Source organism: Streptomyces sp. NPDC028331, from assembly GCF_055565775.1.
The window spans coordinates 185,145-205,714 of sequence record NZ_JBVHTR010000005.1 but is presented as its reverse complement, the minus strand read 5'-3'; the positions used below and the strand labels follow the sequence as shown (position 1 = coordinate 205,714).

At 71.7% G+C, this 20,570-nt stretch carries 18 protein-coding genes; 15 read left to right on the top strand and 3 right to left on the bottom strand.

Annotation, left to right across the window (positions count from 1 at the left end):
- Positions 1-46 precede the first annotated feature (46 nt).
- From ACZ4SW_RS08950 to ACZ4SW_RS08925, 6 genes are all read left to right on the top strand, one after another.
- Positions 47-1,240 carry an argininosuccinate synthase gene (locus ACZ4SW_RS08950; RefSeq protein ID WP_468239850.1) on the top strand — a complete coding sequence of 398 codons (1,194 nt, stop codon included), beginning with the start codon at positions 47-49 and terminating at the stop codon, positions 1,238-1,240.
- Positions 1,241-1,340: 100 nt separating this feature from the next.
- A complete protein-coding gene (argH, locus tag ACZ4SW_RS08945) occupies positions 1,341-2,771 on the top strand; it encodes an argininosuccinate lyase (protein ID WP_468239848.1) in 1,431 nt (476 codons plus the stop codon).
- 208 nt (positions 2,772-2,979) lie between these two features.
- On the top strand, positions 2,980-3,822 hold the full coding sequence (locus ACZ4SW_RS08940) for an alpha/beta fold hydrolase (protein ID WP_468239845.1): 843 nt from the start codon (positions 2,980-2,982) through the stop codon (positions 3,820-3,822).
- A gap of 115 nt (positions 3,823-3,937) precedes the next feature.
- The gene (locus ACZ4SW_RS08935) at positions 3,938-4,891 is read left to right on the top strand and encodes an aldo/keto reductase (RefSeq protein WP_468239842.1); all 954 of its coding nucleotides are present in this window, start codon (positions 3,938-3,940) and stop codon (positions 4,889-4,891) included.
- 81 nt (positions 4,892-4,972) lie between these two features.
- Positions 4,973-5,524 carry a TetR/AcrR family transcriptional regulator gene (locus ACZ4SW_RS08930; RefSeq protein ID WP_468239840.1) on the top strand — a complete coding sequence of 184 codons (552 nt, stop codon included), beginning with the start codon at positions 4,973-4,975 and terminating at the stop codon, positions 5,522-5,524.
- A 71-nt stretch (positions 5,525-5,595) separates the two neighbouring features.
- Positions 5,596-7,083, top strand: a complete 1,488-nt coding sequence (locus tag ACZ4SW_RS08925) for an MFS transporter (RefSeq protein ID WP_468240326.1) — start codon at positions 5,596-5,598, stop codon at positions 7,081-7,083.
- A gap of 138 nt (positions 7,084-7,221) precedes the next feature.
- On the opposite strand, the gene ACZ4SW_RS08920 is transcribed toward ACZ4SW_RS08925, so the two are convergent.
- Positions 7,222-7,911: a lysophospholipid acyltransferase family protein gene (locus ACZ4SW_RS08920; protein ID WP_468239837.1), complete on the bottom strand. Its 690-nt coding sequence runs from the start codon at positions 7,909-7,911 to the stop codon at positions 7,222-7,224.
- A gap of 324 nt (positions 7,912-8,235) precedes the next feature.
- On the opposite strand from ACZ4SW_RS08920, the gene ACZ4SW_RS08915 reads away from it, so the two are divergent.
- From ACZ4SW_RS08915 to ACZ4SW_RS08905, 3 genes are all read left to right on the top strand, one after another.
- Positions 8,236-9,411: a glycerophosphodiester phosphodiesterase gene (locus tag ACZ4SW_RS08915; RefSeq protein ID WP_468239834.1), complete on the top strand. Its 1,176-nt coding sequence runs from the start codon at positions 8,236-8,238 to the stop codon at positions 9,409-9,411.
- An 89-nt stretch (positions 9,412-9,500) separates the two neighbouring features.
- Positions 9,501-10,007: a sigma-70 family RNA polymerase sigma factor gene (locus tag ACZ4SW_RS08910; RefSeq protein ID WP_468239831.1), complete on the top strand. Its 507-nt coding sequence runs from the start codon at positions 9,501-9,503 to the stop codon at positions 10,005-10,007.
- Positions 10,008-10,052: 45 nt separating this feature from the next.
- The gene (locus ACZ4SW_RS08905) at positions 10,053-10,550 is read left to right on the top strand and encodes a GNAT family N-acetyltransferase (RefSeq protein WP_468239829.1); all 498 of its coding nucleotides are present in this window, start codon (positions 10,053-10,055) and stop codon (positions 10,548-10,550) included.
- Here the strand turns inward: ACZ4SW_RS08905 and ACZ4SW_RS08900 are convergent.
- Together ACZ4SW_RS08900 and ACZ4SW_RS08895 are read right to left on the bottom strand one after the other, a co-directional pair.
- Complete coding sequence (locus tag ACZ4SW_RS08900) at positions 10,540-10,956, bottom strand: hypothetical protein (protein ID WP_468239826.1); 417 nt, start codon at positions 10,954-10,956, stop codon at positions 10,540-10,542. The genes ACZ4SW_RS08905 and ACZ4SW_RS08900 overlap by 11 nt on opposite strands.
- 1 nt (position 10,957) lies before the next feature.
- Positions 10,958-11,317: a hypothetical protein gene (locus ACZ4SW_RS08895; protein WP_468239824.1), complete on the bottom strand. Its 360-nt coding sequence runs from the start codon at positions 11,315-11,317 to the stop codon at positions 10,958-10,960.
- Positions 11,318-11,779: 462 nt separating this feature from the next.
- Here ACZ4SW_RS08895 and ACZ4SW_RS08890 point away from each other — a divergent pair, with 462 nt between their 5' ends.
- The 6 genes from ACZ4SW_RS08890 (at position 11,780) to cobT (ending at position 20,569) form a co-directional block, all read left to right on the top strand.
- The gene (locus ACZ4SW_RS08890) at positions 11,780-12,814 is read left to right on the top strand and encodes a methionine ABC transporter ATP-binding protein (RefSeq protein WP_468239821.1); all 1,035 of its coding nucleotides are present in this window, start codon (positions 11,780-11,782) and stop codon (positions 12,812-12,814) included.
- Positions 12,811-13,548: a methionine ABC transporter permease gene (locus ACZ4SW_RS08885; RefSeq protein WP_468239818.1), complete on the top strand. Its 738-nt coding sequence runs from the start codon at positions 12,811-12,813 to the stop codon at positions 13,546-13,548. The genes ACZ4SW_RS08890 and ACZ4SW_RS08885 overlap by 4 nt, the downstream gene beginning before the upstream one ends.
- Positions 13,549-13,628: 80 nt before the next feature.
- Positions 13,629-14,462, top strand: a complete 834-nt coding sequence (locus tag ACZ4SW_RS08880) for a MetQ/NlpA family ABC transporter substrate-binding protein (protein WP_468239815.1) — start codon at positions 13,629-13,631, stop codon at positions 14,460-14,462.
- Between the two features lie 201 nt (positions 14,463-14,663).
- The gene (locus ACZ4SW_RS08875) at positions 14,664-15,302 is read left to right on the top strand and encodes a GNAT family N-acetyltransferase (RefSeq protein ID WP_468239812.1); all 639 of its coding nucleotides are present in this window, start codon (positions 14,664-14,666) and stop codon (positions 15,300-15,302) included.
- Between the two features lie 128 nt (positions 15,303-15,430).
- On the top strand, positions 15,431-16,639 hold the full coding sequence (gene cbiE, locus ACZ4SW_RS08870) for a precorrin-6y C5,15-methyltransferase (decarboxylating) subunit CbiE (protein ID WP_468239810.1): 1,209 nt from the start codon (positions 15,431-15,433) through the stop codon (positions 16,637-16,639).
- 342 nt (positions 16,640-16,981) lie between these two features.
- Positions 16,982-20,569: a nicotinate-nucleotide--dimethylbenzimidazole phosphoribosyltransferase gene (gene cobT / locus ACZ4SW_RS08865; RefSeq protein WP_468239807.1), complete on the top strand. Its 3,588-nt coding sequence runs from the start codon at positions 16,982-16,984 to the stop codon at positions 20,567-20,569.
- Position 20,570: the final 1 nt, after the last annotated feature.

The following is a 20,570-nucleotide window of genomic DNA, read 5'->3' as shown; positions in this document are numbered from 1 at the left end:
TCTGCATACTCATGCATGTCAGCGAGCGCAGTGTGAGGAGAACCCCGTGACCGAGCGCGTCGTACTCGCCTATTCAGGCGGTCTGGACACCTCCGTCGCCATCGGCTGGATCGCCGAGGAGACGGGCGCCGAGGTCATCGCCGTCGCGGTGGACGTCGGACAGGGCGGCGAGGACCTGGACGTGATCCGCAAGCGCGCGCTGGCCTGCGGTGCCGTGGAGGCCGAGGTCGCCGACGCCAAGGACGAGTTCGCGGAGGAGTACTGCCTCCCGGCGGTCAAGGCCAACGCCCTCTACATGGACCGCTACCCGCTGGTCTCCGCCCTGTCCAGGCCGACGATCGTCAAGCACCTGGTCGCCGCCGCCCAGAAGCACGGCGCCACCACGGTCGCCCACGGCTGCACCGGCAAGGGCAACGACCAGGTCCGCTTCGAGGCCGGAATCGTCGCGCTCGCCCCGGACCTGAAGTGCATCGCCCCGGTCCGCGACTACGCGATGACCCGCGACAAGGCCATCGCGTTCTGCGAGGAGAAGAACCTCCCCATCGCGACCACCAAGAAGTCCCCGTACTCCATCGACCAGAACGTCTTCGGGCGTGCCGTCGAGACCGGCTTCCTCGAGGACATCTGGAACGCCCCGATCGAGGACATCTACGAGTACACCCAGAACCCGGCGACCCCGCGCGAGGCCGACGAGGTGATCATCACCTTCAAGGAGGGCGTCCCGGTCGCGATCGACGGCAGGCCCGTCACCGTGCTCCAGGCGATCCAGCAGCTCAACGAGCGCGCCGGCGCCCAGGGCATCGGCCGGATCGACATGGTCGAGGACCGCCTCGTCGGCATCAAGTCCCGCGAGGTGTACGAGGCTCCGGGCGCGATCGCCCTGATCACCGCCCACCAGGAGCTGGAGAACGTCACCGTCGAGCGCGAACTCGCCCGCTACAAGCGGCAGGTCGAGCAGCGCTGGGGCGAACTGGTCTACGACGGCCAGTGGTTCTCCCCCCTCAAGCGCGCCCTCGACGGCTTCATCGACGAGGCCAACCGGCACGTCTCCGGCGACATCCGGATGACCCTGCACGGCGGCCGCGCGGTCGTCACCGGGCGCCGCTCCGGCGAGTCGCTGTACGACTTCAACCTCGCCACCTACGACACCGGCGACACGTTCGACCAGTCCGCGGCCAAGGGCTTCATCGACATCTACAGCCTGTCGTCGAAGATCGCCGCCAGGCGCGACCTCGCCTGAGCGCGCCGGGGACCCCCCACGCACTAGCCTGACAGCCGCCTCCTCACCCGGCACGTGAGGAGGCGGCGGCACACCGACACCCTCTCGAGGAGCGACCCAAGTGAGCAGCAACACCGGTGACGTACGGCTCTGGGGCGGCCGTTTCGCCGACGGTCCCGCCGAGGCCCTGGCGAAGCTCTCCGCGTCCGTCCACTTCGACTGGCGGCTCGCGCCGTACGACATCGCCGGCTCCCGGGCCCACGCGCGCGTGCTGCACAAGGCGGGGCTGCTCACGGACGACGAGCTGACGCGGATGATCGCCGGGCTCGACCGGCTCGAGGCGGACGTGGCGTCGGGCGAGTTCGTCGGCACCATCGCCGACGAGGACGTCCACACCGCGCTGGAGCGGGGCCTGCTGGAGCGCCTCGGCCCCGACCTCGGCGGCAAGCTGCGCGCGGGCCGCTCCCGCAACGACCAGGTGGCGACGCTCTTCCGGATGTACCTCCGGGACCACGCCCGGACGATCGGCGGTCTGATCGCCGACCTGCAGGACGCGCTGATCGGTCTCGCGGAGGCGCACCCGGATGTGGCGATGCCCGGCCGCACCCACCTCCAGCACGCCCAGCCGGTCCTGTTCGCCCACCACGTCCTCGCGCACGTGCAGTCCCTGTCCCGGGACGCGGAGCGCCTGCGCCAGTGGGACGAGCGGACGGCCGTGTCGCCGTACGGGTCGGGCGCGCTCGCGGGCAGCAGCCTCGGCCTGGACCCGGAGGCGGTCGCCGAGGACCTGGGCTTCGAGCACGGCAGCGCGGCCAACTCCATCGACGGCACGGCCTCCCGTGACTTCGTCGCCGAGTTCGCCTTCATCGCCGCGATGATCGGCGTGAACCTCTCCCGGATCGCCGAGGAGGTCATCATCTGGAACACGAAGGAGTTCTCCTTCGTCACCCTCCACGACGCGTTCTCCACCGGCTCGTCGATCATGCCGCAGAAGAAGAACCCGGACATCGCCGAGCTGGCGCGCGGCAAGTCAGGCCGTCTGATCGGCAACCTGACGGGCCTGCTGGCGACCCTCAAGGCGCTCCCGCTCGCGTACAACCGCGACCTGCAGGAGGACAAGGAGCCGGTCTTCGACTCCATCGACCAGCTCGAGATCCTGCTTCCGGCCTTCACCGGCATGATGGCCACCCTGACCGTGCACCGCGAGCGCATGGAGGAGCTGGCCCCGGCCGGGTTCTCGCTCGCCACCGACATCGCCGAGTGGCTCGTCAAGCAGGGTGTGCCGTTCCGGGTGGCGCACGAGGTGGCCGGCGAGTGCGTGAAGGCGGCCGAGGCCGAGGGCAAGGAACTGGACGAACTCACGGACGAGCAGTTCGCGAAGATCAGCAGCCACCTGACCCCCGAGGTGCGCTCGGTCCTCAACGTCCCGGGCGCGCTGGCCTCCCGCAACGGCCGCGGCGGCACGGCCCCCGAGGCGGTTGCCGTGCAGCTCGCCGAGGTGAAGGCGGACCTCGCCGCGCAGCGGAAGTGGGCCACGGCCAAGCAGGCGTAGCAGGACCTCTCCCCGAGGGCCCGGACATCGCGTCCGGGCCCTTCGTGCTGTCCGGTGCCGTCCGGTCGTGCCGTCCGTCGCGCCGATAACAGATGGGTTTCAGCCACTGTCCGGATCCTTGACGCCCGTCTACTCGGAGGTAACTATTCCGGTTGCGGTCGGCATTGCCGAACAGTGGTCGGCCGGTACCGAGCACGAAAGGGACATCATGCGCGGACCAAAGGGAAGAAGCGGACGGCGAACAGCCCGACTCCTCGCCGTCGCGGTGACCGCGGTGCTGTGCACCGTCGGCCTCGCCGCGCCGGCCGGGGCCGACACCGTCGACATCGCGCCACCGGGCGCCAACGACTGGTCCTGCAAGCCGGACTCGGCCCACCCGCAGCCCGTCGTCCTGGTGAACGGCACCTTCAAGACCTCGTACGAGAACTGGCTGACCCTCTCGCCCGCCCTGGTGAACGCCGGTTACTGCGTCTTCTCCTTCGACTACGGCGACATGGAGACCGCCCCGATCCCGGATTCGGCGGCCGAGCTGCGGGACTTCGTGAACGCCGTGCTCGGCGCGACCGGCGCCAAGAAGGTCGACATCGTCGGCCACAGCCAGGGCGGCATGATGCCCCGCTACTACGTCAAGTTCCTCGGCGGTGCGACCAAGGTCGACGACCTCGTCGGCATCGTTCCCTCCAACCACGGGACCACCAACCCGCTCGCCCTCGCCGCCGGCGCCACCGTCTGCCCCTCCTGTGTCGACCAGACCGCCGGTTCGGCCTTCCTCGCGAAGCTCAACTCCGACCCGGAGACCCCGGTCGGCCCGGACTACACGGTGATCACCACCCGTGACGACGAGGTCGTGGTCCCGTACACCAGCGCCTTCCTCGACGGCCCTGCCTCGTACGTCACCAACGTGCTGCTCCAGGACCGCTGTCCGCTCGACACCACCGAACACGACCAGGCCCCCAAGTCGCCGCTGGTCGAGCAGTGGGTGCTCAACGCCCTGAACCGGAAGGGGCCGGCCGACCCGGCCTTCGAACCCCGCTGCGTCAGCACGGGCTGAATCGGGGCGCCGGTAGATTGGGGCGGGTTCCCGGGTCCGCCGAGAGTGCAAGGAGCCCGCCATGCCGTTCAGCCTTCCCCCAGCTCTCGGCTTCGCTCGAGCAGGGGAGACCCCCATGGCCGCCACCACGGCCACCGCGCACATCGGACTCGGACTGGCCGCCGTCGGCCGCCCGGGCTACATCAACCTCGGCCGTGACCGGGACCTTCCCGCCGACCGCACCGTCGACGCCCTGCGCGAGCGCACGCATGAACTCCTGGACGCCGCCTACGCGCAGGGCGTCCGTTACTTCGACGTGGCCCGCTCCTACGGCCGTTCCGAGGAGTTCCTCGCCGAGTGGCTGTCCGCCCGCCCCGGCATCGACGACGTGGCGGTCGGCAGCAAGTGGGGCTACACCTACACCGCGCAGTGGACCACCGACGCCGAACAGCACGAGGTCAAGGACCACAGTGTCGCCACCTACGAGCGGCAGCGAGCCGAGACCGCCAGACTGCTCGGCGACCGGCTCGACCTCTACCAGATCCACTCCGTCACCCCCGACAGCCCGGCCCTGACCGACAAGGAACTGCACGCCAGGCTGGCCGAGGCCGCCGAGCAGGGCCTCACCGTCGGGTTCTCCACCAGCGGCCCCGCACAGGCCGACGCGATCCGCGCCGCGCTCGCCGTGACCGTCGACGGCGAGCCCCTCTTCCGTACCGTGCAGTCCACCTACAACCTGCTGGAGACCTCCGCCGAGCCCGCCCTGGCCGAGGCCCACGACGCCGGACTCACGGTGATCGTCAAGGAGGGCATGGCCAACGGACGGCTGGCGGATCCGCACGCGCCGGACGCCTTGAAGGCCGTGGCCGCGGAGACCTCCCTGGGCTGCGACGCCGTCGCCCTCGCCGTGATCCTGCGCCGGCCCTGGGCGGGCGTCGTCCTTTCCGGCGCGGCCACCACCGGCCAGCTCGCCTCCAACCTGCGGGCCGCCGCCGTCGACCTCGACGAGGGCCAGCTCGCCCGCCTCGGGACGCTCGCCGAGGATCCGCACGCCTACTGGAAGCGGCGCGGGCGGCTGCCCTGGCACTGAGTTCACGCCGAAGCCGGCACTCAAAGAGACGTACATGCCTGTGATGAGACAGAAATGTCTCAAGCGGGTTATCGTTGTCTCATGGCCGTCGACCGTGACCACGTACTGCGCAGCGCAGCCGCCCTGCTGACCCGCAAATCCACCGCGACCATGGACGAGGTCGCCAAGGCGGCCGGGATCAGCCGGGCCACGCTGCACCGCCACTTCGCCGGGCGCGACGCGCTCGTACGGGCGCTGGAGTCGCTCGGCATCGAGGAGTGCGAGGCGGCGCTGGACGCGGCCCGGCTGGACGAGGGTTCGGCGTCCGACGCCGTACGCAGACTCGTGCGCGAGATCCAGCCCGCCGCCGGGCTGCTCGCCTTCCTCTACGGAGAGAACCAGCTCTGGGAGGACGAGGGGCAGAACGAGGGCTGGACGCGGATCGACACCCGGATCACCGCGGTGTTCCAGCGCGGCCGGCACGACGGCGAGTTCCGCATCGACCTGCCTCCGGCCTGGCTCACCGAGGCCCTCTACGGACTGATCGCCTCGTGCGCCTGGGCCGTACTGGACGGCCGTGTGGCCACCAGGGACTTCCCCACCATGATCGCCGAGCTGTTGCTCGGCGGTGCACTACGGAGAGAGGAATCATGACCAGCGCCCTGCAGCACGGGGGTGCCCCCTGCTCGAGCGAAGCCGAGAGCCTGGGGAAGACGGAGCCGCAGATGGAGAAGCGGCCGGGCCGGTGGCTCGCGCTCGGCGTCCTCGTGCTGGCCGTGCTGCTGGTGGCCGTGGACGCCACCGTCCTCGGCCTCGCGACCCCCTACATCAGCGAGGACCTCAGGCCCTCGGGCACCCAGCTCCTGTGGATCGGCGACGTCTACTCGTTCGTCATCGCCGGCCTGCTCGTCTCCATGGGCAGCCTCGGCGACCGCGTCGGCCACAAGCGCGTCCTGCTCGGCGGCGCCACGGCCTTCGGCACGATATCCGTCCTGAACGCCTACGCCCAGTCGCCGGAGACGATGATCCTCGCCCGGGCGCTCCTCGGCGTCGCGGGCGCGACCCTGATGCCCGCCACGCTGGCCCTGATCCGCAACATCTTCCACGATCCGCGCGAGCGCAGTCTCGCCGTCGGCGTCTGGGGCGCCACCGCCTCGGCCGGTACGGCGATCGGACCGATCGTCGGCGGCCTGCTGCTCGAGCACTTCTGGTGGGGCTCGGTCTTCCTCATCAACCTGCCGGTGATGGCGGTCCTGGTGCTGGTCGGCATCAGGACGCTGCCCGAGTCCCGCGATCCGGATCCGGGCCCCTGGGACCTGCCGAGCGTCATCCTGTCGCTCGTCGGCATGATCGCCGTGGTGTACGCCGTCAAGGAGGCGGCCGTCCACGGATTCACCTGGCACGCGACGGCCGCCGGGGTCCTCGGTGCCGCCGGGCTCCTCGGCTTCGTGCGCCGTCAACTGACGCTCCCGGTCCCGCTGCTGGACATGCGGCTGTTCCGGCGCCGGGGTTTCAGCGGCGCGGTGCTCGCGGACCTGCTGACCGTGCTCGGCATGTCCGGACTGGTGTTCTTCCTCTCCCAGTACCTGCAACTCGTGCAGGGCAGGCACCCCTTCGAGGCCGGACTCGCGGAACTGCCCGCCGCCGTCGGTGCGGTGGCCGCGGGCCTGGTCGCGGGCGCGGCGGCCCGGCGCTTCTCGGTGCGGGCGGTGGTCTCGGGCGGGCTCGCCGCGGTGGGCCTGGCGCTGGCCGCGCTCACCCTGCTCGACCGGACCACGGGCTATTCGCTGATCGGTGGCGCGCTGCTGGTCGTGGGCGTCGGCGCGGGCCTGTCGTTCACCGTCACCTCGGACGTGATCCTCTCCAGCGTGCCCAAGGACCAGGCGGGCGCCGCCTCCGCGGTCTCGGAGACGGCGTACGAACTCGGAGCGGCCCTCGGCATCGCGCTGCTCGGCTCGATCGTCACGGGCGTCTACCGGGACTTCCCCGCCCCGGCCGGCACCCCGGCGCAGGCGCACGCATCACTGGGCGGAGCGGTGGAAGCGGCCGGGAGCCTTCCGCCGACCGCCGCCCAGGCACTGCTGGCGTCGGCCCGCGAGGCCTTCGTCGAGGGCCTCAGACTGGCGACGGGCGCGGGAGCGGCGATCCTGCTGGCGACGGCGCTGACGGCGTGGTTCCTGCTGCGGGGCCAGCGACTGGAGAGCCCGTCGTAAGCCGTCGGGGGCTCCGGGTGCCGCAGGGCTGTGTTCGTCTCCGCAGTGGCGTGAGGAACCACGAACCGGCCGTACTCGCGAACCGGCCGCCGTGAGACGGCCGGACCCGCAACGGCGACCGGGCGCCCCCGGCTCCGGCTACGCCGCCTTCGCCTTCGTGGCGTACATGTCGACGTACTCCTGCCCCGAAAGCCGCATGACCTCCGCCATCACGGAGTCGGTCACGGCCCGCAGCACATACCGGTCCCGGTCCATCCCCTCGTAGCGAGAGAACTCCATCGGCTCACCGAACCGCACAGTGACCCGCCCCGGACGGGGCATCCCCCGCCCGCCGGGCTGCAGCTTGTCCGTGCCGATCATCGCGAACGGCACCACCGGCGCCCCGGTCATCAGCGTCAGCCGCGCGATGCCGGTGCGCCCCCGGTACAGCCGCCCGTCGGGCGAGCGCGTGCCCTCCGGGTAGATACCGAAGACCTTGCCCTCCTCCAGCACCCGGCGCCCGGTCATCAGCGCGGCCACACCGCCGCTCGCGCCGTCCCGGTCGACCGGGATCATGCCGACGCCGGTGAAGAACCAGGCCATCAGCCGGCCCTTGATGCCCTTGCCGGTGACGTACTCGTCCTTGCCGATGAAGAACACCTGCCGCTTGGTCACGATCGGCAGCACGATGGAGTCGATGAACGTCAGGTGGTTGCCGGCCATGATGACCGGGCCGTCGGCCGGGATGTGCTCCGCGCCCTCCACCTGTGGGCGGAACATCAGGCGCATGATCGGTCCGAGCACTGCCTTGATGAGCACGAAGCGGGACAACGGGCCCTCCGGTGTCAAGGGATGCGGTATGAGTCTGTGCAGGTGAGGACGATACTCGTGATGCCCGGCCTGTCGCACATCGGGTTCACCGAGTGGATACGCGTCATTGACGAGTGTTTACCTGCGGTGGCGTGTTCGTTGCACGGACGTCATCCGCCGGACGGGTGTGGCGAACGCCACCGACGCATGACGGACCGTCAGTCACGATGTTCCCGCGTGCGGTGGCCCTGCACCCGGGAGGACGGGCCGCGTCCGCCGCGCGTTCCCGCACACGTCTCCCGGCCGTCACCCGTCCGCACCTACGATCGAGCCGCTTCGACGTAGGTGCGGCGGGAGGAACACATGGGCGCGCAGGAGTCTCACGGGCAGGGACAGGGACAGGGGCAGGGGACTGGGCGGCGGGCGCTGCTCGGGGCCGCGGTGCTCGGCGCCGGCGGAGCGGTTCTCGGGCTGCCCGGCGCCGCGAGAGCGGACGCGCGGCACGCGGGCGGCGGCCTGAAGGGCCTGCCCGTGCCGACGATCATCGGGCACCGCGGGGCCAGCGGCTACCGGCCCGAGCACACGTTCGGCTCCTACAATCTGGCCCTCGACCTGGGCGCCGACATCGTGGAGGCCGGTGACCTGGTGCCCACCAAGGACGGCCACCTGGTGTGCCGGCACGAGCCGGAGATCGGCGGCACCACCGACGTCGCCGACCACCCCGAGTTCGCCGGCCGCAGGACCACCAAGGTCCTGGACGGCGTCCCCACCACCGGCTGGTTCACCGAGGACTTCACGCTCGCCGAGCTGAAGACGCTGCGCGCCGTCGAGCGCATCCCCGCGACCCGCCAGCACAACACCCTCTACAACGGCCGCTGGGAGATCCCCACCTTCGAAGAGGTCCTGAAGTGGCAGGACGAGCAGACCCGCAAGCGGGGCAAGCAGGTGTGGATCTACCCCGAGACCAAGCACCCCACCTACTTCCGCAAGCAGGGTCTCGACATGGAGGACCTGCTCTCCACGGCCCTGCGCAAGCACGGCAAGGACAGGAAGAACTCGCCGGTCGTCATCCAGTCCTTCGAGCCGAGCAGCATCCAGCGCCTGAACAAGCTGGTCGGCAACCCGCTCGTGGTACTCCTGTCGGCCGCGAACACCCGCCCCTTCGACTTCGTCGAGGCGGGCGACCCGCGCACGGTCGCCGACCTCATCACACCCGAGGGCCTGAAGGAGATCGCGTCCTACGCCCAGGGCATCGGTCCCACCCTCGACCTGGTCATCCCGAAGGACGCCAAGGGCAACCTCACCAGGCCGTCCACGCTGGTCGCCGACGCGCACGCCGCGGGACTGATCCTGCACCCGTACACGATGCGCGACGAGAACACCTTCCTGCCCACGAACTTCCAGAAGGGCACGGACCCGACGGCCTACGGGGACGTCTTCGGCGCCTTCAGGGCCTACTTCGCGACCGGCATCGACGGCGTCTTCACCGACAACGCCGACACCGGTGTGCTCGCCCGCGAGGACTTCCTGCGCCGCTGAGCGGTCAACACGCGACCCGACCACCCCGATCAGGGTGACTCCCGTCCGCCCCGGCAACCCCTCGCCGGGGCGGACGCGTCCCGTCGCGTATGAGGCACGAGATGGTCAGCACCCTGCGTCCGCTGCTCGCCGCCGAGGCCTCGGCGGAGGCCCACGCGGCCGGGATGGAGCCGGGCGATCTGGAACAGGCGGTATGGCTACGGCTCCTGGAGCGGCTGGAGGCCGACCGGCCGCTCGTCGACCCGCAGGAATGGCTGCGCCGCGCCGTCCGTCTGGAGGCGCGCCGCGGCCGGCGCGCCGCCCGCCTCGAACTGCCGTACAGCGGTGACCCGGCCGACGACATGCGAACCGACCCCGAGCAGCAGGCGCTCCTCGCGGCCCGGCGCCGGGCACTGCACGCCGCCGTACGCCGCCTCCCCGGCCGCTGTCCGCGCCTCATGGCCGCGCTGCTCTCCCCGAAGGACCTGACCTACCGGGAGATCGCAGGTGAGTTGGGTATCTCACAGGGCAGTCTCGGCCCGGAACGCTCCAAATGCCTGGGATGTCTGCGGCGATTGCTGGCGGCGGAGGTTGCGGCCCTCGAACCGCGGGGATAGGAGTGGGGGACGACCGGTGATCAGGTGAGCGGGAGGCGTGCGCACATGGGCATGAGCGTGACCATCTCTGTGGCGACCGAGCAGGACGCCGAGCAGATCTTCAAGCTGCAGTACCTGTGCTTCCAGAGCGAGGCCGCGCTGTACGGCAACTACCGCATCGCCCCGCTCGTCCAGACCCTGGACTCGGTTCGCGAGGAGGTCGCCTCCGACTGCGTCTTCGTGGCGCGGCTGGGCGACGAGGTGGTCGGCTCGGTACGCGGCCGCCTGACGGAGGACGGGGCCGCGCTGATCGGCAGGCTCTGCGTGCACCCCCGGCTGCAGGGCCACGGCATCGGCGCCCGGCTGCTGCGCGCGGCCGAGGCGGCACTGGTGGAGCGGCACGGCGCCAAGAAGTTCCGCCTCAGCGCAGGCCACCGCAGCGAGGGCAATCTGCGCCTGTACCGCCGGGTCGGCTACGAGACGGTGGGCACGGCCGAGGGGGCGGACGGCGTACCGATGATCGTCCTGGAGAAGCCGGCGAGCACGTACGCGACTACGGCGTGACGCTGCGGGACTTCCGCAGCCAGTACATCGCGGACAGCGGCAGCAGCACCGGGATGAAGACGTACCCCATGCCGTAGTCGGACCACACGGTCGCGTCCGGGAAGGCGGACGGATCGAGGAGCGTCCAGGTACCGACCGTGAGCACACCCGCGAGCTCGGCGGCGCAGCACACCAGCGCCGCCTTGCGGGCCGTCTCCCCGCCGCGCACCAGCGAGTACGTGATGAACCCGTAGACCAGGCCCGCAACCGCCGAGAGCGTGTAGGCGAGAGGCGCCCGGTCGAACTCCGTGGCGATCTGGAACACCGAGCGCGACACCGCACCGACGACCATCACCCCGTAGAACCAGACGAGCAGCATCCCCGGCCCGCTGATGAGCCGCTTCGGCCTCTGTTCGACGGCCGTCATCTCAGCCTCCCCAGATGTCATAGAGCCGCACCTCCAGCACGGCGAGAACCACACCACCGGCCGCGACCGTCACCGAACCCCACCGCGTGCGCTCGGCCAGCGACATGAAGCCCGCCGCCGGGACGCACGCGAAGGCGCCGAGCAGATACGCCACGAAGATCGTCGTACCCTGCGCCGGCTTCTCGCCCCGCGCCAGCTGGACGATGCCGACGGCCAGCTGGACCAGGGCCAGCAGCGTCACCACGGCCATGCCGATGAAGTGCCAGTCCTTGGTGGGCTGATCACGGTGGGCGGCCCAGCCGCACCAGGCGGCGAGCAGCAGCGCGGCGACGCCGGTCGCCAGCGTCAGGGCATCAAGCATGCCGCGACCCTATTACGGGCCAAAAGCACCGATGTCCCCGCCCCCGCCGCACCCGCGGCGGGCCGCGCCGTCACCCCGGTCCGCCGTGGCGTTTCCCACAAACCAGCGCGGTCTGTCCGCTATTCGGACAGTCGTGTCAGCTCGCGGCCCCACGTCTGCTTTACTTGCACCCATGACCACGACGAGCTGCCGCACCTTTGCGACCGAGGCGACCATGACGCCCGGTGCTCGTTGTATGTGTCGAATGTGCGCCTGCTAGAGGGCCCCCGCACCACCCAGAGTCTCGCGCCCCGAAGCGAGACCGCCGTGGAATGTCCGTACGCACGCTTCGTACGCGACTGACCCCCCGCGCACACGTTCTCTCCGGTTCCATCGCCCTTGCGAGAACCGTGCCGCGTCGCCCTGCACGCACCCGTGCCCGGCGCACATTCACGCCCTGCACTCGACAGTGACGGAAACCCAGTGATCACCACATCGGGCCTGACCAAGGTCTACCGTTCGCGCGGCCGCGAGGTGACCGCCCTCGACGGCGTCGACCTCCACGTACGCGAGGGCGAGGTGTACGGCGTCATCGGCCAGTCCGGCGCCGGCAAGTCCTCACTCATCCGCTGCGTCAACCTCCTGGAGCGCCCCACCTCCGGCACGGTCACCGTGGCCGGCCAGGAGCTGACCGCGCTCGCCGGCCGCGGACCACGCGCCGGGAGGGAGCTCCGTACGGCGCGCAGCCGGATCGGCATGGTCTTCCAGCACTTCAACCTGCTGTCCTCGCGCACCGTCCAGGACAACGTCGAGCTGCCCCTGGAGATCCTTGGCGCGTCTGGGAAGGAACGTTCCCGCAAGGCGCTCGGGCTGCTCGACCTCGTCGGTCTCGCCGACAAGGCCAAGGCCTACCCGGCCCAGCTCTCCGGCGGCCAGAAACAGCGCGTCGGCATCGCCCGCGCCCTCGCCGGCGACCCCAAGGTGCTCCTCTCCGACGAGGCGACCAGCGCCCTCGACCCGGAGACCACCCGCTCCATCCTCCAACTGCTGCGCGACCTCAACCGGCAGCTCGGCCTGACCGTCCTGCTCATCACCCACGAGATGGACGTCGTCAAGAGCGTCTGCGACTCGGCCGCCCTGATGGAGAAGGGCCGCATCGTCGAGTCCGGGACGGTGAGCGAGCTGCTCGCCACTCCCGGCTCCCGGCTGGCCTCCGCGCTCTTCCCGGTCGGCGGCGAGGCCTCCGGCGACGACCGGACCGTCGTCGACGTCACCTTCCAGGGCGAGGCCGCCACGCAGCCCGTCATCTCGCAGCTCGCCCGCACCTACAACATCGACATCTCGATCCTGGGCGCCGCCATCGACACCGTCGGCGGCCTCCAGGTCGGCCGGATGCGCATCGAACTGCCCGGTCGCTACGAGGACAACGTCGTGCCGATCGGCTTCCTGCGCGAACAGGGCCTGCAGATCGACGTCGTGGGGCAGGAACCCGTGCTGGTGCAGGAGGGTGCCAAGTGACCTGGTCCGAGATGCAGCCGCTGCTGTCCCAGGCCTCCTGGGACACCCTCTACATGGTCGGCTGGTCCACCCTCATCGCCGTCGTCGGCGGCCTGCCGCTCGGCGTGCTGCTGGTACTGACCGACCGCGGCGGGCTGCTCCAGAACATCGTGGCCAACAAGGTTCTCGGCCAGGTCGTGAACATCGCCCGCTCGATGCCGTTCATCATCCTGATGGTCGCGCTGATGAGCTTCACGCGCTGGGTCACGGGGACGACGATCGGCCGCGAGGCCGCCATCGTGCCGCTCGCCATCGGCGCCATCCCGTTCTTCGCACGCCTCGTCGAGACGGCCGTCCGCGAAGTGGACGGCGGACTCGTCGAAGCGGTGCAGGCGATGGGCGGCAACACCTGGACCGTCGTGCGCAAGGTCCTCGTACCGGAGGCCCTGCCCTCCCTGATCTCCTCCGCGACCACCACCGTCGTCGCCCTCATCGGCTACTCGGCGATGGCCGGCACGGTCGGTGCCGGCGGCCTCGGCGACATCGCCATCCGCTACGGCTACCAGCGCTTCGAGACCCAGCTCATGTGGATCACCGTGGCGATCCTCGCCGTCGTCATCTCGCTCATCCAGTTCGCCGGCGACTTCGCGGCCCGCGCCCTGCACCGCCGCGGCGGCCGCTCCGGCCCGGCGCCCAAGCTGCGCCTGCTGAAGGCGAAGGAGCCCGCGGCGGCCGATGTGAGCGAGGTCGCGTGAGCCACGCCAGGCCCACCCGCCCCTGAGACTCCCCGTGAACCATGACGGGGTCGCACCACCTATAAGGAAAGGCACTTTTCGTGCGTAACACCGCCAAGATCACCACCGCCGTCCTCGCCGCGGGAGCCCTCACCTTCGGGCTCAGCGCCTGCGGCTCCGGCAAGAGCGGCTCCGCCTCCGCCGGCTCCGACGGCCCGCTCGTCGTCGCGGCGAGCCCCACCCCGCACGCCGAGATCCTGAACTTCGTCAAGGACAACCTGGCCAAGAAGGCGGGCCTCGACCTGGAGGTCAAGGAGTTCACGGACTACGTCACGCCGAACACGGCGACCGAGGACGGGTCCGTCGGCGCCAACTACTTCCAGAACCAGCCGTACCTCGACGACTTCAACAAGAAGAACGGCACCCACATCGTGCCCGTCGTCACGGTGCACCTGGAGCCCCTCGGCCTGTACTCCCACAAGATCAAGAAGGCCGACGAGCTCAAGAGCGGTGCGACCGTCGCCATCCCGAACGACACCGTCAACGAGGCCCGGGCCCTGAAGCTGCTCGACGCGAACGGCCTGATCACGCTCAAGAGCGGCGTGGGCAACGAGGCGACCCCGCAGGACATCGCCAAGAACCCGAAGAACCTCAAGTTCAAGGAGTTGGAGGCGGCCCAGACCCCGCGCTCCCTGGACGACGTGGACGCCGCGGTGATCAACGGCAACTACGCCATCTCCTCCGGCCTGAAGCCCGCCAAGGACGCCCTGGTGCTGGAGTCCCCGAAGAACAACCCGTACGGCAACTTCCTCGCCGTGAAGAAGGGCAACGAGAAGGACCCGCGGGTCGAGAAGCTCGCCAAGCTGCTCACCTCGCCCGAGGTCAAGAAGTTCATCGAGGACAAGTACCAGGGATCGGTCCTCCCCTCCTTCTGATCCCGTCGGTCCGACCGTCCTTCTGATCGCGTCCGCCGGCTGCCGTCGGCGCCGCGCACACCGCGCACACCGTGGATCGCCACGCACGGGGTCCGCTCCCTCACCGGGTGTGGACCCCGTGGTGCGACGGGCCGCCTCCATGCTGCATGCTGGGCAGTTCAGCAGGCCCTGACGGTTTTTCGAAGGTTACGGAGCGGCGCAATGACGAGCACCTTCCCCAACGTCTCCATCAGCACGGAGCGGTTGGTCCTGCGCCCTCTCGACGAGGACGATGTGCCCGCGCTGGCCGAGATGATGAACGACGAACTGGTCGGGGCCTGGACCGACGTCCCCCAGCCGTTCACCGAGGAGGCGGCCCGCGACTGGATCACCGAGTACGCGCCGGCCGAGCGCGCCGCGGGCCGCGGCCTCGACCTCGCCGTCACCGAGTTCCTCACCCAGCGCCTGGTGGGCGTCGTCCAGCTCACCAAGACCAACTGGCGGGTGCGGTCCACCGAACTGTCGTACATCATCGCCCCCTGGGCACGGGGCGAGGGCTACGCCTCCGAAGCCGCCCTCGCGACCGCCCAGTGGCTCTTCGGCGACCAGAAGTTCGAGCGGATCGAACTGCGCACCGCGGCCGACAACACCGCCTCCCAGCAGGTCGCCCAGAAGATCGGCTGCATCAGCGAGGGCGTCCTGCGCAACGCCTGCATAGCGCACGTCCGGGCGGAGGACGGCACCTGGACAGACGTACGGACCGACTTCATCGTGTGGAGCCTGCTGCCGGAGGACCTCGACGGGGTCAGCGACGAGCTCGCCGACACCGGTGGTTTCACGTCGTTCCCGAACTGGAACTGACCGCGGGGGACCGCTTCCACGGGTCCGGCCCGGGGCGAGTGCACCCGGCGGAACGGGATACGCTCACGGAGCCCGCCGTGCGGGCTGCCCCCTGACGACCTGCGCTGAACATCTGGAGACTGACGACGATGGCCGACCGGGTCACGGTGATCGGCTGGGACGGTTCGCCGCTGACCGCCGCGGCGCGCTCCGCTCTCGGAGCCGCCACGCTCGTCGCCGGCGCGCCCCACCACCTCGCCCTTCCCGAAGTACCGCCGGGCGCGGAGCGCATCCGCCTCGGCAGCGTCGACCTCGCCGCGCGCCGCATCGCCGCCCACCGCGGCACCGCCGTCGTCCTCGCCGACGGCGACCCGGGCTTCTTCGGTGTCGTACGCACGCTGCGCGCCCCCGAGTTCGGCCTGGAGGTCGAAGTCGTTCCCGCCGTCTCCTCCGTGGCCGCCGCCTTCGCGCGCGCCGGGATGCCCTGGGACGACGCACAGGTGGTCGTCGCACACCGCCGCACCCTGCGACGCGCGGTCAACGTATGCCGCGCCCACACCAAAGTCGCGGTCCTCACCTCACCGGGCGCCGGACCCGCCGAACTCGGACTGCTCCTCGACGGCGTTCACCGCACCTTCGTCATCTGCGAGGAACTGGGCACCGCACGCGAACAGGTCACTGTCGTCACCTCCGACAAGGCCGCCGACCACACCTGGCGGGACCCCAACGTCGTCATCGTCATCGGCGGCTCCGTCACCGCGGCCGACGGCGGCTGGATCGCCGGCCGCGACCCGGGCGCCGGACCGCGCGGCTGGGCCCTGCCGGCCGAGGCGTACGGCGGGGGACTCGGCGAAGGGGAGACGGATCTGCTGCGCGCCACCCAACTCGCCCGTCTGGGCCCCCGGGTGGGCGACCTGGTGTGGGACATCGGCAGCGGCAGCGGGGCGTTCGCCGTGGAGGCCGCCCGCTGCGGAGCCGCCGTCATCGCCGTCGACCAGAACCCCGACGCTTGCGGCCGCACCACGGCCGCCGCACGCCACTTCGGCGTCCAGCTCCAAGTCGTGCACGGCACCGCCCCGCACGTCCTGGAGAACCTGCCCGAACCGGACGTCGTCCGCGTCGGCGGCGGGGGAGCGGCGGTCGTCTCCGCCGTCGCCGACCGCCGCCCGCAGCGCATCGTCACCCACGCCGCGACCCGCGACGCGGCCGAACTCATCGGCAGGGACCTCACCGAACACGGCTACGACGTCGAGTGCGCCCTGCTGCAGTCCGTCGAACTCGACACGCGGGCCTGGACGGAGAAAGAGCGGAGCGTCGCGTTCCTGCTCAGCGGCCGATTGGCCGAACGCTCCCCGTGATCCGGTTGTCGTACCGGCGCGGTAGGCTGGCCGACCGTCGTACCGTACTCGGGTGATCCGGCATTCGTCAGTCAATGTCCGGAAAGCGCGCCCCTTTTGGGGTGGGGCGGTACGACCGGACCTGAGGGCGCGCAACGTGGCGCAGTCCACAGCGCGCCGTCGCGGATCACCCTGTCGCGACGGCGGGACGACCGCGACAATGCCGTTCAATGGCTTTGTCGTCATTGTGGGCGGGTCGTTCGTGCCGCTGGGCACGCACGCTCGTTCTTCACTGCGGGCGGTCGGCGCGCCGTTCCGGGTCAGCTGGTCGTAGAGGCACTAATCGATGGGCGAGGGGTACGCATGACCGACACCGGCCAGGTCCCGGGCGAGGGGCTGCCGGAGAACGCAGGCATGGTGGAGCAGCCGGGCGTCCTCGCGCCGGGCGCGTACACCTACCTCGACCCTTCCGACAGCGCTGCCGAGGACGACGACCTGCTCCTGATGCCGGGCCAGCAGGGCGCGTGGGGCAACGAGATGCCGCAGCACGCCCCGGCGCCGGCGCCGTTCGCCCACGAGCCCGGTGCGCACGAGGCGGCGGGCCGGGACAGCGGCTCCATCGACGTCGGCGCCGTCCGTACGCCGCCTCCGGCGCCCGCGCCGCAGCCGACGCCGCGCCGCCCGCTGCACCTCGGCCCGCCCATCCCGGACACCTCGGCCAGCCCGGTGCGCACGCTCTCCGACCGTGGTCCTGCGGACGCCCCGATGCGTCCCTCCGGGCCGCCCACGACCGGTCCCGAGTACCTCGACGTGGCGCAGCTCGGGGAGACCTCCCCGCAGGGCGCGGTGCCGTGGGGGCCTCCGCCGCCGCAGCACACCGTGCCGCCGGCGGGCGCCGAGGGGGCGGCCGCGGAAACGGTCGTGCCTGCACCGGCGCCCGAGTCGGTGCCCGCGGCCCAGCCGGCCGCCGCACCGGCCGCTCCGGAGGCCGCGCCCGTGACCGCCGAGGCCGCCCCGGCGGCCCCGCACGGCTCCGACCCGCTGTTCGACCCCGCGCAGCAGCAGGTGCCGCAGCAGACGCCCGACGCACCGCAGGCCGCGCACGGCGTGCCGGCCCCGCAGGACACGCTGGGCGTGCCCGAGGAGGGCCACGCCGCCGACGCGGCGCACGTCGCGCCGGACGGTGAGCGGAGCGACGGCTCGCACCACCACGGCTTCCAGGGCGACGCCCCGCAGCACCCCGGCACCGTACCGGCGCCGCATCCCGTAACCGGCCACGACGCGACCTCCGCCGCGGTCGCCCCGCAGGTCCCGGACGCCGGGCCCGTGGCGGAGGCCGGCCCGGACCTCGCGGCCGCGACCGGGGGCGGCGAGCCGCACACCGGTACCGCCGCGCCCGCGGCCGAAGCCGGGGTGGCCCATCCGGCCGCCCAGGCCTACGCCCCGGCGCCCGCCGAGCACCCGGCGGCGCCGGACCACGAACCCCTCGTCGACGCCCCGGCCGAGCACGCCCACGACCCGAGCCGGGTTCCCGCCGCGGCACCGGCACCGGAGCAGCAGGCGCCCCCGGCCGAGACCGAGTCCCTGACTCCCGACACCCCGGCACAGTTCGCCGAGCCCGCGCCGCAGCACGTCTCGGAGGAGGCGCAGCCCGCCGTCGCCGAGCCCGCGCAGGCCGTGCCGGTGAGCGACGCCGCCGACCAGGGCCACGCCGAGCCGCAGACGGACGCAGAGCCGCAGACGGACGGCGAGCCGGCCGCCGCACCCGATGCGCAGGCCGCCGTACCCGATGCGCAGGCCGAGGCGCCCGATGCGCACACCGAGGCGCCCGGTGCGCAGGAGGCGCCCGGTGTGCAGGCCGACGCGCCCGTCGAGCCCCGGGCGGACCAGTCGTTCGGCCGGTTCGTGCCCGTCGAGGGCACGGTGCCGACCACCCCGCACCTGGCCCCCACCCCGCCGCACGCCCTGACCGTGCCGCCCCTGCCCGCGCAGGAGCAGCCGTCCGCCGAGGAGCCCGCTCCGGCCGACGCCGAGCAGGAGGAACCGGCGGTGCAGGAGCCCGTCGCGATGGTTCCCGGACCCCGCGAGGGCGAGGCACCCGCCCCCGAGCCGCAGGCCGAGGAGCCCGTGGTCGCACAGCAGGCGGACGACCTGGACACCCGGGCCGCCGACCAGGAAGAGAGCACGGCCGCCGTGGAAGAAGCCCGACAGTCCACCGGCCCGGCGGCACCCGGATACGACGAGGCCGAACGCGAGGCGGTGCTGCGGGTGATGCGCGAGCGCCGCGACATCCGCAACGGCTTCCGCAGCGACCCGATCCCGCACGACGTGCTGCTGCGCGTCCTGGAGGCCGCCCACACGGCGCCCTCCGTGGGTCACTCGCAGCCCTGGGACTTCGTCGTCATCCGCTCCGCCGAGACGCGCCGCACGATGCACGAACTGGCCATGCGCCAGCGCGAGGCCTACGCCAAGTCGCTGCCCAAGGGCCGGGCGAAGCAGTTCAAGGAACTCAAGATCGAGGCCATCCTCGACACGCCGGTGAACATCGTGGTCACCGCCGACCCGACCCGCGGCGGCCGCCACACCCTCGGCCGGCACACCCAGCCGCAGATGGCGCCGTATTCCTCCGCGCTCGCCGTCGAGAACCTGTGGCTCGCGGCCCGCGCCGAGGGCCTCGGCGTCGGCTGGGTCAGCTTCTTCGACGAGCGGGAGATGGTCCGCGCCCTCGGCCTGCCCGAGCACCTGGAGGTCGTGGCGTACCTGTGCGTCGGGTACGTCGACGAGTTCCCGGAGGAGCCCGAGCTGATGCAGGCGGGCTGGTCCAAGCGCCGCCCGCTGTCCTGGGTCGTGCACGAGGAGACGTACGGCCGTCGCGCGCTGCCCGGTGAGGAGCCGCACGACCTGCTCGCCGAGACCGTCGCCGGTATCCGACCGCTGGACGCCAAGGCGCTCGGCGAGGCCTGGGAGCGGCAGAAGCGGATGACCAAGCCCGCGGGCGCCCTCGGCATGCTGGAGATCATCTCCGCGCAGCTCTCCGGCCTGTCCCGGCAGTGCCCGCCGCCGATCCCGGAGCCCGCGGCCGTCGCCATCTTCGCCGGCGACCACGGTGTGCACGCACAGGGCGTCACCCCGTGGCCCCAGGAGGTGACGGGCCAGATGGTCGCCAACTTCCTCGGCGGGGGAGCGGTCTGCAACGCCTTCGCGGGCCAGGTCGGGGCCGAGGTCTGCGTCGTCGACGTGGGCGTGGCCGCCGACCTGCCCGCCACCCCGGGCCTGCTGCCGCGCAAGGTCCGCGCGGGCACGGCCGACATGACGACCGGCCCCGCGCTCACCCGCGAGGAGGTCAAGCAGGCGATCGAGGTCGGCATCGAGACGGCCCGCGACCTGGTGGCGGCCGGGAACAAGGCGCTGCTCACCGGCGAGATGGGCATCGCGAACACGACGGCCTCGGCCGCCCTGATCGCGGTGTTCACGGGAACCGACCCCTCCGAGGTGACGGGCCGCGGCACGGGCATCAACGACGAGACGCTCGCCCGCAAGACGGAGGTCGTGCGCCGCGCCATCGAACTCCACCAGCCGGACCCGGCCGACCCGATCGGCGTCCTGGCGGCGTTCGGCGGGCTGGAGCACGCGGCGATGGTGGGGCTGCTGCTCGGCGGCGCGTCCCTGCGCACGCCGGTCATCCTCGACGGCGTCAGCGCGGGAGCCGCCGCCCTGGTGGCCCGCGCGATCGCCCCCGAGGTCCTCGCGGCGTGCATCGCCGGCCACCGCAGCGCGGAACCGGGACACGTGGCCGCCCTCAACAAGCTGGGCCTGCGCCCCCTGGTCGACCTTGACCTCCGCCTGGGCGAGGGCACCGGCGCCCTGCTGGCCCTGCCGCTCGTGCAGAGCGCGGCGAGGGCGATGCACGAGGTCGCGACGTTCGACTCGGCGGGGGTCACCGAGAAGTAGG